Origin of the sequence: uncultured Tateyamaria sp. (genome assembly GCF_947503045.1) — a bacterium.
Classification (GTDB): Bacteria; Pseudomonadota; Alphaproteobacteria; order Rhodobacterales; family Rhodobacteraceae; genus Tateyamaria.
The window spans coordinates 723777-736281 of record NZ_CANNCF010000002.1; the positions used below are offsets into that span (position 1 = coordinate 723777).

At 61.1% G+C, this 12505-nt stretch carries 10 protein-coding genes; 1 reads left to right on the forward strand and 9 read right to left on the reverse strand.

Going from position 1 to position 12505, the window contains the following annotated elements:
- Nucleotides 1-4: 4 nt before the first annotated feature.
- The 6 genes from Q1A89_RS11980 to Q1A89_RS12005 all read right to left on the reverse strand — a co-directional run bounded on the left by Q1A89_RS11980 (nucleotide 5) and on the right by Q1A89_RS12005 (nucleotide 6419).
- Nucleotides 5-193 (reverse strand): PLDc N-terminal domain-containing protein, encoded by a 189-nt coding sequence (locus Q1A89_RS11980; RefSeq protein ID WP_299728064.1) that lies wholly within the window; start codon nucleotides 191-193, stop codon nucleotides 5-7.
- A 75-nt stretch (nucleotides 194-268) separates the two neighbouring features.
- Entirely contained in the window at nucleotides 269-1075 is an 807-nt protein-coding gene (locus tag Q1A89_RS11985; RefSeq protein WP_299728067.1) for a formate/nitrite transporter family protein, read from the reverse strand.
- Between the two features lie 116 nt (nucleotides 1076-1191).
- Nucleotides 1192-1677, reverse strand: coding sequence for a hypothetical protein (locus Q1A89_RS11990; RefSeq protein WP_299728070.1), 486 nt, complete (start codon nucleotides 1675-1677; stop codon nucleotides 1192-1194).
- Between the two features lie 12 nt (nucleotides 1678-1689).
- Nucleotides 1690-5172: a hypothetical protein gene (locus Q1A89_RS11995; protein ID WP_299728073.1), complete on the reverse strand. Its 3483-nt coding sequence runs from the start codon at nucleotides 5170-5172 to the stop codon at nucleotides 1690-1692.
- Nucleotides 5173-5175: 3 nt separating this feature from the next.
- Nucleotides 5176-5676, reverse strand: coding sequence for a hypothetical protein (locus Q1A89_RS12000; RefSeq protein WP_299728076.1), 501 nt, complete (start codon nucleotides 5674-5676; stop codon nucleotides 5176-5178).
- 92 nt (nucleotides 5677-5768) lie between these two features.
- Nucleotides 5769-6419, reverse strand: coding sequence for an SGNH/GDSL hydrolase family protein (locus Q1A89_RS12005; protein WP_299728079.1), 651 nt, complete (start codon nucleotides 6417-6419; stop codon nucleotides 5769-5771).
- A gap of 167 nt (nucleotides 6420-6586) precedes the next feature.
- Here Q1A89_RS12005 and Q1A89_RS12010 point away from each other — a divergent pair, with 167 nt between their 5' ends.
- On the forward strand, nucleotides 6587-6823 hold the full coding sequence (locus Q1A89_RS12010; protein ID WP_299728082.1) for a hypothetical protein: 237 nt from the start codon (nucleotides 6587-6589) through the stop codon (nucleotides 6821-6823).
- Here Q1A89_RS12010 and gltB read toward each other — a convergent pair whose 3' ends face one another.
- The 3 genes from gltB to Q1A89_RS12025 are packed head-to-tail and all read right to left on the reverse strand — an operon-like array spanning nucleotide 6824 to nucleotide 12485.
- Complete coding sequence (gene gltB / locus Q1A89_RS12015; RefSeq protein WP_299728085.1) at nucleotides 6824-11353, reverse strand: glutamate synthase large subunit; 4530 nt, start codon at nucleotides 11351-11353, stop codon at nucleotides 6824-6826.
- Nucleotides 11350-12048, reverse strand: coding sequence for a hypothetical protein (locus tag Q1A89_RS12020; protein ID WP_299728088.1), 699 nt, complete (start codon nucleotides 12046-12048; stop codon nucleotides 11350-11352). The genes gltB and Q1A89_RS12020 overlap by 4 nt, the downstream gene beginning before the upstream one ends.
- Entirely contained in the window at nucleotides 12045-12485 is a 441-nt protein-coding gene (locus Q1A89_RS12025) for a GFA family protein (protein ID WP_299728091.1), read from the reverse strand. Before Q1A89_RS12025 ends, Q1A89_RS12020 begins: the two co-directional genes overlap by 4 nt.
- Nucleotides 12486-12505: the final 20 nt, after the last annotated feature.

The window sequence follows — 12505 nt, forward strand, 5'->3', positions numbered from 1 at the left end:
ATCTTTAGGCCAAACGCTTGTTGGCCCGTGGTCCCGTGATCAGCCAGATGATGAAACCAACCAACGGCAACACCAGCACGAGAAGGGTCCAGATGACCTTGGACCCGGTTGTCGCACCGGACCCGATGATCGAGACGATGGCCCACACGTTGAGGGCCAAAAGGATAAAACCGCCGATACCTGCATATTCCATGTCAGACTTCCTTTGATAATTTCGTTGTCTTGCCGAACCAACCCGCCAGCAGCCAAATGGTTCCCCAGAACGTCGTTACGGGTCGGGCAATTCCGTCCGAACCTGCCCAAAGGCCAACAGTGCAAAGATCAGCGTGCCGCCCAGAACGTTGCCCACAAACACTGGCAGGAAAAAGCGAAACAGCGCATCAAACGGCGACAGCATCCCCTGGATCAGCAGGAACGCCATTTCGACCGATCCGGCCACGATATGGGTGAAATCACCTGCGGCAATCAGCCAGGTAAAGGTCAGGATCAGGAAAAACTCGAACCCGTCCGACTGGGGCAGCATCCAGACAATGGCGGCCACCAGAATGCCCGCCGGGATCGCGCGCTGAAAGGCTTCAAGCGGGGCAAAACCGGTCGCATGTTTGGACAGTTCGGTGATGGCCGGCAGCAGGTCGGCCGGAATGGCAGAGGTATAGGCAAAGGTGCCCGCGGCGATGAAAGCACCAACCACATTGGCCGCCAAAACGATAATCCACAAGGTGGCGGCGCGCTGGAACATTGCCGCCGACGGGTCTTGCATCACCGGCAGAACCGTGGTGATCGTGTTTTCGGTAAACAGCTGCATCCGCCCAAGGATCACGACCAGAAACCCAAGGCTGTAACCCAGGTTTTCCACCAGATAGGCCCACGCGGCATCAGGCAGATAGGTGCGGAACACGGCCTCGCCCAACACAGAGAGCGAGATCATGATGCCCGCCGCAACCCCGGACCACATCAGGGAGCGGTTGGGCCGTTCCAGCTCTTCCTGACCATCCCGGCGGATGACCTCGAAAATGAGCTTTGGGGGCAATCCTTCGGCTTCCTGTAGGGCGGCTTCTTCGGTGATCTTGTTCATCTGTATCTGCCTTTGGGTGGTTGACGCGATACAACGCGGCACCGGGCAGAACGTTCCCCGAAGGCTGAAAATGCAATGTTTTTTTTGGCTCTAATCCGGCAGAGAACGACTGAAAACTAGAACGTGTCGACCACGCCGCGCGCTGTTTCTTCAACCGCTTCGAGGCGGGTCAGAACCTCGCCTTCCTCTCGCCATATCTGCATCGCGACCTGCCGAAACTCGGCGCCCAGCGCAAACAGCCCGCGCGCCAATGGACCAGCAGGAAAGCGCGAGGGCGTGCGATGCACCCCGCCCAACTCGATCTCGTCCCCGATCCGCTCCATCGTGACGCTGCCCTCGCCCACATTGGAAAAGGTCTCGAACTTGCCCCCGGCGGCCATGTCGATCAGCGCCCCGTGGCAAATGGCTGGAACGCCATAGATCAGGATGTCGCCCGTGTCCGTTTCAAAGTCACCATATCTGAAGCCCAACGCGCCGGTTTGATCCTCGGCGTCCTTAAACGCTTCGGGTGTCGCCTTGAAGGCCGCAGCAACGTCGGCCAAAGGCACATGGGTTTTCGGCGGCAGGAAAAACGACAGGCTCAACTCTGGTTCGGACATCATGTTTTCCCTCGCTTATTGCAGCGCGTCCTGCAACGCCTGCATATCCTGATTGTTCACTTCCAACAATTCGGCGTGGGGACCCTTGGGATAGAACTGCGGGATCCGCACATTGCCGCCGCCACCACCCGCCCGATAGCGGATAAAGTGGTCCATGCCCGACGCGTCCGCCAGCCCTCCGCCACCACCGTAGTGGTTGTTGTAATCTTGCCCTCCCCAGAGCGCGACACCCTGATGCTGCAGGTCATACCTGTCCTGCGGTGGGTTGCGTTTGTTGTTCGGGGGGCGCTGCGCAAAGGGGCGGAAGTTGTGTGCATTCGCGGTCGGAATATTGCCAATGACTTCACCTGCTTTGGCCTTGATCACGTTCTCGTCCGTCCCCCGCGGATAAAAGGTCGTAAAGCCGTAATTCGCACCACCATCCGCCAGCTCCTGCTTGCTGTGACTGCGACTGTGGCGTTCGGCGACGTGATCGATCTTGAAGTCCTTGTTGTGCGGCGGGGCGCCGACAACCTGATAGGGCGGCGGCGTCACCGGCTGATGTTCGAACGAGGCGACCGTTTGCAGCAGCTCATCACGCGAAAGATCAGGCCGCCCCGCTGCGACGTGCTGGCCCTGTCCGGCGCGCGTCAGCAGATCCTCCATACACCCGTGAAAGAGGTCGCTGGCATCGCCCCGGTGCTTGGGCGATTTGGTGATATTGCCAAAACCCTTGCCCGGCTGGTTGCCCGCCGCCGGGTCCAGCACCCAGGCCGGTGCGGTTTCCAGCGCGTTCATGAACACCGGCAGCTGTGCCATGTTGCCGTTAAAGGCCGTGTGGAACTGCTTGAGCGCCTCCGGGTTCTGTTTGCCATCGCCTGCGGGCGGTGCCGCGTTCTTGACCGCATGGCGCATCACGCTGCCCAACCGCCCCTCATGACCACCAGCGGTAAAGCCGCCATTGGTCAGCAGGTCCTGAAACTCGGCAGCCGTCCCGTGAGGTGCGGCAAACTGGGCCATCATACCCTTGAGGACATCGGGGTTCTTGGCGTGATTGCCCGGATCGTCAGGGTCGTCACAACACCCTTCCTTGTACATCAGCCCCAGAACCACGGGATGCTGTCCCAGATCGCCCGTGGTCATCAGCGCCTTCATCCGGGTGAAATCCGCATCCCCCATGTTGGTCAGCAGATTGGCCGCCTCGTCGACGGACCCTTCACAGCCGGTGCCCAGCAAGGTGCCAAGGCACTTGGTGTCCGTGTTCGTGGCCAAGCCGCCCGCATCCACCGTGCCAAACCCACCATTGGCCAACATCTTTTTCAGCTTGTCATTGTTGGCCCCGCCACCCTCACCCAGCTTGGCGGTCAGGGCGGCGAGTTTGACCGGCTTTCCGCCATCACAGCCCAGACCCAGCACATGGCTCAGCACCTCGGGCTCGGCCCCCAGCCCGCCAGTTGTCAGGGTCGCATTCAAATTGCCACATGCGGTTGCATCCATTCCCGCGCACAGGTCGGCCAGTACATTTGTGCGCCGGACCGTCTCGTCCGCCGCAGGGGGATGGGGCACCGGCCCCGCACCGTTCTTGAGGATTTCGCCCAGACAGCGCGGGTTCACGCCTACGCCCCCGGCCAGGCCACCGGTGGTCAACATGCGCTCTAGGCCCTCGCGCTTGTCATCACTGTCAAAGGAGGCGATCAGCTTTTTCGCATCCGCGCCCTTGCCGCCACATCCAACCCCGATCAGATGGCCAAGGGCATCCGGCGCCTGACCCAAACCACCATCGGTCATCATCTTGTTCAACTCGTCGCAATCGGCACTTTTAAGGTTCGAACACAGATCGGCCAACCCCTTGGCCTGGAACGTGGCATCATCATCCGGCGACAACGCAGGTTTGCCGCCTGCCCCATTCTTGAACAATGCCGCCAAACATTTGGGATCGACCTCGGCACTGCCTGCCAGACCGCCATTGGTCAGCATCGCCTCCAGCCCCTCGCGGGCAGCATCCGCGCGCATGGCCACACCCACAGCCTTCATCGATGCCGGGTCCGCCACGCCCACCTCGGCCACCAGATGGCCAAACGCCTCGGGTGCCGCGCCCAGCCCGCCATCCTCCACCAACCCCTTAAGGTCGGCGCGGGCCTCGTCATTCGCTTCACCCTGGAATCCCGCGCAAAAGGTTGCGAACGCGGTCGCGTCGTTGCCGCAACCGGTTGTGACAAGGGCGGCAAAGGCCTTGGGGTTTGCACCCAGCCCGCTTTCAGCCGCCAGCGTCTTGAACCCCTCGGCATCACCGCCAACCGCAGTCTGGACGGCGATGGCCTGGGTCGGATCATTGGCCCCGCCCATCAACTCGGCGACAAATCCACCGCCAAGCGTGTCGACCAGCGCAAGCGCCTCGGTCCCCGTCAGACCGCCGGGGTTACTCAGCGCGATGAATTTCTCAAGACTGCCAAGCGCCGTGATGGCTTTGACCGCCTCCGCCGGACCACCAAAACCGTTCAGGAAATCGCCAAGCTTGTCGGCCCCGATCCCGGCGGCCAGCGTCAGGATGTCCTCGGGTTTGAACGCCTTGGAGATCTTCTGAAACGCCGCGCGTCCCCCCAACGTGGCTTCAAAGGATTCAAAGGTGTCGATGTCCATTTTCAGGTTCGACAACAGCCCGTTCAACGCGTCTGCACCACCGTATTCGGTGATCTCGGTTGTCACCTCCAGCGCGACATCTTCCAACTCTTTCAGCAGCCTTTCGGCCTCGGTGATCTTCTCTTGAGTGGCGACACCCTCTGTCGCGTCTTCAAACGCGCTGCGCGCCGTTTCAAGGCGGGCCTTCTGATCCTTCAAAACCCCTTCTTCCGTGATCTCCTTCGCCTCCTGAATGATACGGTCGAAGGCTCCATCGAGGCGAAGGATTTCTTTTTCCATCTCGCCATGCAGGGGGGTCAGCCGACTGACAGCCTGCGAGGCCAATTTTACGGAATCAGCATGCAGGGGGAGGTCTTCCAATGCGGTTTCTGCATCGTCGAGATCTTTGGCATAGACCTCCAGCCCGTCCAGTTCATGCTCCGCCGCCAAGTCGGGCAGGGCCAGCGCCTCAAGTTGCAGGCGCAGTGTATCGGCGGCGTCATGGCGTTCTTCGACAGTTCGCGTGATCTCTTCCTGATCCACCTTCCAGTCGTAAAGCAATTCGCCCGGATAGCGGCCATAGACGACCGCCTCCTGAAGCTCGCGAAAGGACATGTTCATGATGATCCCGCGCATTTTGTCCAGCTGATTGCCCAATTCGTGCAGATCGTCGGGATGTGGCGGGGGGGCGATACCGGAAAAGTCGTTGGCCGTCGCATGCGGGCCCAGGACATCTTTGAACAGTTCATCGCGCAGATAATCCTCGCCTGCATCGTCATCTCCGATGCCGGGATCGACCGACGGGTCGGACCCGACCTTGCGGGCAACATCCTGCCCCCATTCGATCTGCAACTTTGTCCAATTGGAGCGGTTGCCCTTGCCCTTGCGTTTGCCTGACATGGCCTAGACCTCCCGCACCGTGACAAGCCCGCTTTCGATCTTGTCGAGCGCGCTGGCCAGCGTGCTGCGGATGCTCACCGACACGCCCATCGGGTTTTCATCCAGCAGCGGCAGAACATCGTTGCTGGACAGAAATCCGCGCATCTCTGACACAGCCTGCCCGGTTTTCTTGATGGCTGCGGCGCGGGCAGGCCCCGTGGCCTTGTCCAACTCGATCAAGGCGACCTGCATCGCCGTCAATTGTCCCGAAGTGACGCCGTTCAGACCCTTTTCCGCGATCCCCTCAAACAGGGGCAGCGCACTGCCGCGCAGTACGTTTTCAAGGGCATTGATCTGCTCGCCCACACTGTCGCGCGCATCGCGCCAGACCGGCATCAGCGCAGCAGAAGGTGCGGCATAGCCATCCGCGCCGGACGCAGCACCGCCATAGCCCAGAAAATCCTTCAGGAATTGGGTTTGGGCCGGTGAAAGCTGTGATGCCGTGGCATCCGGATCCTCTGCCATGGCAGACCCCCCGCGCGTTCAAAAAAATACCTCAGAATACCACCCGAGCGTAGCCGCGGTGTTTTCCGATTTCAACCACAGGGTATTGCGCGCTAGTGGCTCAGTGACCGCGCCAGATAAGTCCCGATCCGCCGCGCGCCAGTGGGTGACGGATGGATGCCGTCAAAGGCGAATTGGCGGCGATTGCCCGGATCGATCACATCCTCACTGTCGATAAAGGTCAGGCCCGGCGTCTGCTTGGCCAGCCGCGCAAGGCGGGCGTCATATTCCACCAGATAGGGACGGCAGCCGGTAAACGGTCCCGACCGGGGGCTGGCGTAATATCCCATCCAGACGACCTTGGCACCGCTGCTCAGGATTTCGGCCAGCAGGGCGGGCACCTCGCCCGTCAGATCAGGGGCCAGCAACCCGTCCAGCACGGTGTCACAGGCCCCGCAGCCGCAATCGGCCAGCAGATCATTCGCACCGCCATTGATCAGCACCACATCCCACGGACCACGGCGAAACTGCGCGCGCACGTCAAACCCCGCAGCACGACCAAAGGCCGAGGCGTTGGAAAACCGGGCCCCGGCGACGGCGGCGTTTTCCACCTCGGCGCCCAGAACGTTTCCCATAACCGACGGGATGTCGCGGCCCGTCCACTTGTGCCAGGCGAGAATGCTGTCCCCGATGGCCAGCACCCGCAGCGGCTCCGCCCCAAGCGGCGCGGCCAGAAAACACAACAGGATCACGAGGTAACGCATGTCCCACAGATATGGCGGACCCGGACAGTTGCCACCCGTAAACGGAAACTTCACCGCAATCCAAAATAATTCTAATCAATTACAAAGCGTTAATCGCTCACGGCTTGTGGGTGATTCTGTTATCGTCACGCCACCCGAAGATATTTTCCTCATTTCGGAGATTGGAGATGATTGAACCTACCACAGCACATATTCCCGGCAGCGTGCCGCAGCAGTTCCGTGTCCTGAACGCAGCAGACGCGGCCCTGGTCTGGGTCCTCAAATGGTCCGGCGACGCGGATCACGTGATCGCAAACAAGCTGAGCACGATGCCCAGCCGCGTCAGCGACATTCTGGCCGAGAACACCCATGTGGGCAGCCGCGACAAGGCGACCAAAATGATCGCCTCGCCGGACAAGGGCTGATCATTCCGCCGGAATGGCCCCTTTTTCAAGGCTCAGAGGTGCGGGCAGATGCACCAGCATTTCCTTGGGACAAACCTGCAGGAAATGGTGCTGTTCGCTGTCCCAATGCTGCAGAATGTCGGCGGCCTTGGCGCTGCCGGTTTCGCGCAGATGGCGCTCCAGCAGCTCTTCGAGCTGGTTCATCCAGTGCAGGACGGTGACCGGGCAGGCCACCAGCGTTTCCATGTTCATCAGGTCCATCGCCACGCCATCAGGATCGTACAGATAGGCCATACCGCCCGTCATGCCGGCCCCGAAATTGGCACCGATCTCGCCCAGAATGACGGCCACACCGCCGGTCATGTACTCACACCCGTTGCTGCCGCAACCCTCGATCACCACACTCGCACCCGAATTGCGCACGGCGAAACGCTCGCCCGCGCGTCCGGCGGCAAACAGGAAACCGTCCGTCGCCCCATATAGGACCGTGTTGCCGATGATCGTGTTTTCCGCCGCCACGATGGGCGAGGCCATGGGCGGACGCACAACGATGGTGCCACCCGACAGGCCCTTGCCCACATAGTCATTGGCATCTCCCGACACTTCCAGCTTGAGGCCTGGGGCTGCAAATGCGCCCAGAGACTGGCCCGCCGACCCGGTCAGCTTGACCGTCAGGTGGTCGGGTTGCAGCGTGTTGCGCATCCCGAACTTGCGCACGATATGGCTGCTGGTGCGGGTGCCAACGGTCCGGTGCGTGTTCTGCACCGCATAAGACAGCTGCATCTTTTCACCATCCTCAAGGAACCGCGCCGCATCGCGCACGATCTGTGCATCCAGCGTGTCGGGCACCGCATTGCGGTCCTTGTCGCGGTTATAAACGATGTCCGCCGCCCCATCGACAGTGATCAAAAGTGGGTTGAGGTCGAGGTCATCCAGATGCGCAGACCCACGTGACACCTGCGCCAACAGGTCCGCGCGGCCGATCACGTCATCAAGGCTGCGCGCCCCGATCTCGGCCAGCAATTCACGCACTTCGCTGGCATAGAAGGTGATAAGGTTCACCACCTTGTCCGCGTTGCCGGTGAACTTGTCGCGCAGCGCCTCGTCCTGCGTACACACGCCCACAGGGCAGGTGTTGGACTGGCACTGGCGGACCATGATGCAGCCCATCGCGATCAGCGCAGCGGTGCCGATGCCATATTCCTCGGCCCCCAGCATCGCCGCCATGACGATGTCACGGCCCGTGCGCAGACCACCATCGGTGCGCAGCGTCACGCGTTCGCGCAGGTTGTTCATGCTGAGCACCTGATGCGCCTCGGTCAGGCCCATCTCCCATGGCAGACCCGCATATTTGATCGAGGTCGCGGGCGAGGCCCCGGTGCCGCCATTGTGGCCCGAAATCAGGATCACATCAGCCTTGGCCTTGGCCACACCGGCGGCAATTGTGCCGACACCGCTGGAGGCCACCAGCTTCACCGTCACCTTGCAGCGCGGATTGATCTGCTTGAGATCATAGATCAGCTGCGCCAGATCCTCGATGGAATAGATGTCATGGTGCGGCGGGGGCGAGATCAGGGTCACACCCTTGGTCGAATGGCGCAAACGGGCAATCAGGTCGGTGACCTTCATGCCGGGCAACTGCCCACCCTCACCGGGCTTGGCGCCCTGGGCGACCTTGATCTCCAGCTCTTCACACTGATTCAGGTACTCGGCGGTCACACCAAAACGACCGGAGGCCACCTGCTTGATCTTGGCCGACGGATTGTCACCATTGGGTTCGGGCAGGAAATGGGCCGGGTCTTCGCCGCCCTCACCGGAATCCGACTTGGCCCCGATCCGGTTCATCGCCACGTTCAGCGTCTTGTGCGCCTCGGGGCTCAGCGCCCCCAGCGACATGCCGGGCGTGACAAAGCGTTTGCGGATCGAGGTGATGCTTTCCACCTCTTCCAGCGGAATGGGCGCACCCAGCGGCTTGATGTCCAACAAATCACGCAAATGGATCGGCGGGGCCGAGCGCATCTTGGCCGAATACTGCTTCCACATCGCATAGGACGCATTGTTGCAGGCGGTTTGCAGCATGTGCATGCTGGTCGCCTCCCACGCATGGGTCTCGCCCGACTGGCGCGCCTTGTAGAACCCGCCGATGGGCAGCACGTTGGTACCATTCCAGCCCAGCTCATGGATCTGTTCCGCTTTGGACTGAATACCCGTGACCCCGATGCCGCTGATGCGGCTGGTCATGCCGGGGAAATACTCGGCGCACATCGCGCGGGACAGGCCCACCGCCTCGAAATTCAGACCCCCACGATACGAGGACACAACCGAAATGCCCATCTTGGCCATGATCTTGAGCAGACCCTGATCAATCGCATTACGATAGCGGGCCACGGCCTCGGTCAAGGTGCCGTCGAGCAGGCCGCGATCAATGCGATCCGCCAGCGAATCCTCGGCGAGGTAGGCGTTGACCACCGTCGCCCCGCATCCGATCAGAACGGCAAAGTAATGCGGATCGATACACTCAGCTGAGCGCACGTTCAGCGAACAGAAGGTGCGCAGACCCTTGCGGATCAGATGGCTGTGCACGGCACTTGTGGCCAGGATCATCGGCATCGCGACCTTGTCCGTGTTCGAATGCTGATCGGTCAGCACGATATGCCCGGCGCCCGAACGCACGGCATCCTCAACCTCGTCGCGGATACGGGCCAGACCCATGTTCAGCGCAAATTCGCCGCGCTCGAATGTACAGTCGATCTCGACCAGTTCGGCGTTGAAATGTTCACTGATTTCTTCCCATTGCGCGTTGCCGACAAAGGGGCTGTCCAGCGTGATGATCTCGGTCTGGGCACTGCTTTCGTCCAGCACGTTCTTGAGGTTGCCGAACCGCGTTTTCAGGCTCATCACCCGGAATTCACGCAAGGAATCAATCGGCGGGTTCGTCACCTGAGAGAAATTCTGCCGGAAGAAATGCGACAGGGGCCGGTATTTCTTGGACAGAACAGCGCTAGGCGTGTCATCCCCCATCGACGCCAGCGCCTCCTTGGCATCTTCGGCCATGGGCGCAAGAATCTGTTCCAGCTCTTCCACGGAATAGCCCGCCGCGATCTGACGACGACGCAGTTCCTCGCCTGTGAACAGCGGTTTTTCCGTCGCACCGGCGATGGCAGGCTCCAGCTCCTTGATCTTGCCGACCCAGTCACCAAAGGGCTGGCTGGCCGCCAACCGGTTCTTGATTTCGGTGTCGTGATACATCTTGCCCTCGGCCATATCGACCGCCAGCAACTGCCCGGGGCCCAGCGCCCCCTTTTCGATCACATTGGCCTCGTCCTGCGGCACCATCCCGGTTTCCGACCCCGCAATGACCATCCCATCACGCGTCACCACATAGCGCATCGGGCGCAGCCCGTTCCGGTCCAGACCGGCGCAGACCCAGCGCCCGTCGGTCATCGCCAAGGCGGCAGGCCCGTCCCAGGGCTCCATCACCGAGTTGCAATAGGAATACATATCGCGCCACGCCTCGGGCAGCTCGACCGCCTGTTTGGACCAGGATTCCGGCACCAGCATCGTCTTGGCCATCGGCGCATTGCGACCGGCACGCACCAGTACCTCGAACACCGCATCCAGCGCCGCACTGTCGGACGAGCCGGAGGCGACAATGGGTTTGATATCCTCGGCCATCTCGCCAAAGGTGCCGGACGCCATGCGGATCTCGTGGGACTTCATCCAGTTGAGGTTGCCCTTGAGCGTGTTGATCTCGCCATTATGGGCCAGCATGCGGAAGGGTTGGGCCAGCCACCACTGCGGAAAGGTGTTGGTGGAATAGCGCTGGTGATAGATCGCAAAGGCGCTGACGAACCGCTCATCCATCAGGTCGGGATAGAACTCGGCCACCTGTTCCGCCAGCATCATGCCTTTGTAAATGATCGACCGGCAGGACAGCGACGCAATATAAAGCGACGGCACCTGTGCCGCCAGCGCCGCCTTTTCGATGCGGCGCCGGATCACGTACAACTCGCGCTCAAAGGTCTCTTCGTCCACACCCTTGGAATTGCTGATCAAAATCTGCTCGATCTCGGGGCGGGTCGCGTTGGCCTTTTCGCCCAGACAGGCGATGTTCACCGGCACATGGCGCCAGCCATAGATGTAATAACCCATGCGCAGCACTTCGGTCTCGACGATGGTCCGGCAGGTCTCTTGCGCGCCGAAATCCGTGCGGGGCAGAAATACCTGCCCCACAGCCATCAGCCGGTCGCGGTTGGGCGTGTGGCCAGTGCGCTGGATCTGGTCGTAAAAGAACGACACGGGGATCTGCAGGTGAATGCCCGCGCCGTCGCCGGTCTTGCCATCAGCGTCCACGGCTCCACGGTGCCAGATCGCCTTGAGGGCCTTGATCCCGTTTTCCACCACCGCCCGGCTTTTGGAGCCATCGACATTGACCACAAGGCCAACCCCGCATGAGCTGTGCTCTTCACTTTCGGAATACAGACCCTGTTCGGCCATAAACGCGCGCTTGGCTTCCTCGCGGGCCACCCATTCGGCATCATATTTGGTCATTGGTCATATCCTTTCAAAGTCGGGACAAAGCGGGCCAGCGAGGACTCGCAGTCGTAAAGCGGGGTCTTGGTGAAAAAGCCGGGCTCGCCCGGATAGATGAAGTCCACGGGTGTTCCGTCATTTTCGAATGTGCCGTTGATGCCGGTGCCGGAATAGGTGCCCGAGATAAAGCGGCGGTGGCGGACCGACACATATTCATTGCCGGTAATTTCCAGCACCACACCGTCGGTGGTCTCGTGACGGGCGCTGAACTCGGTCACCAGCAGCGGCTCACCATCGATCACCACCTCTTCGCCGGTCAGACGGTCATAGCCGACAACACGCACGGGGCCGGAATCGCCATGCTGGGTGAAATCGTAACTGTCGGTGCCGGTTTCCAGCAACTCGGTCAGGCTGGCCGGGTCGGTGGCAGGCTGCACCAGCACCTCGCGGTAGGTGGGGAACAGATCATAGCTTTCCAGCCACTGCGTTTCGCTGTCGATCTTGGACAGGAACGTGGGTCCATCCACATCAAATTCGATGCGCCAGTTTTCGCCGGGCTGATCCACGGAACAGATATAGATATTGGACACCGAACAGCCGCGCGACTGCACGGTCAGTTCCGGCGTGCAGCCTTCGGGCGGATAGAAACGACTGCCATCCTGCGCAACGGCGGGCGTCGCCAGAACGGCGCACAGGATCACAAGCAACCTCATGCGTCGTCCTCAAGATCGGGGTTCAGCGCCAGCACATCGGCGCGGGTCAGGCGCTTGTGATCGGTGCCGACGCAGGCCAGACCATCGGGCACCTGATCCACATAGATTTCATGGCTGATGGTGAACCCGTTCGGATCATCGAAAATCCCAAGCGGCAGATCGGTTGCCCCAAACCATTTTCCGGGTTTGGTCTGACGGAAAAACAGGCCCGTGCCGCATTCGCGACACCAACCACGCTCGGCCCACTCGCTGTTGGCGCGGGTCGCGATATGTTCGGCCCCGGTCCAGGTGATGTCCTCGGATGCAATGCTGACCTCGATCAGTGCCGATCCGGTCCAGCGGCGGCACATGGGACAATGACAGATGCCAAAAGTGCCGGGCACATTTACGGCGTCAAAGCGCACGGCTCCGCACAGGCATCCTCCCGACTTGTCCATTTCAACTCTCCCTTTCAGTC

Excerpts from the sequence above, each read along its gene's own strand:
- Q1A89_RS12000 (WP_299728076.1), bottom strand. The coding sequence starts at position 5,676 with ATGGCAGAGGATCCGGATGCCACGGCATCACAGCTTTCACCGGCCCAA.
- Q1A89_RS11985 (WP_299728067.1), bottom strand. The coding sequence starts at position 1,075 with ATGAACAAGATCACCGAAGAAGCCGCCCTACAGGAAGCCGAAGGATTG.
- Q1A89_RS11995 (WP_299728073.1), bottom strand. The coding sequence starts at position 5,172 with ATGTCAGGCAAACGCAAGGGCAAGGGCAACCGCTCCAATTGGACAAAG.
- Q1A89_RS12025 (WP_299728091.1), bottom strand. The coding sequence starts at position 12,485 with ATGGACAAGTCGGGAGGATGCCTGTGCGGAGCCGTGCGCTTTGACGCC.
- Q1A89_RS12010 (WP_299728082.1), top strand. The coding sequence starts at position 6,587 with ATGATTGAACCTACCACAGCACATATTCCCGGCAGCGTGCCGCAGCAG.
- Q1A89_RS11990 (WP_299728070.1), bottom strand. The coding sequence starts at position 1,677 with ATGATGTCCGAACCAGAGTTGAGCCTGTCGTTTTTCCTGCCGCCGAAA.
- Q1A89_RS12005 (WP_299728079.1), bottom strand. The coding sequence starts at position 6,419 with ATGCGTTACCTCGTGATCCTGTTGTGTTTTCTGGCCGCGCCGCTTGGG.
- Q1A89_RS12020 (WP_299728088.1), bottom strand. The coding sequence starts at position 12,048 with ATGAGGTTGCTTGTGATCCTGTGCGCCGTTCTGGCGACGCCCGCCGTT.
- Q1A89_RS11980 (WP_299728064.1), bottom strand. The coding sequence starts at position 193 with ATGGAATATGCAGGTATCGGCGGTTTTATCCTTTTGGCCCTCAACGTG.
- gltB (WP_299728085.1), bottom strand. The coding sequence starts at position 11,353 with ATGACCAAATATGATGCCGAATGGGTGGCCCGCGAGGAAGCCAAGCGC.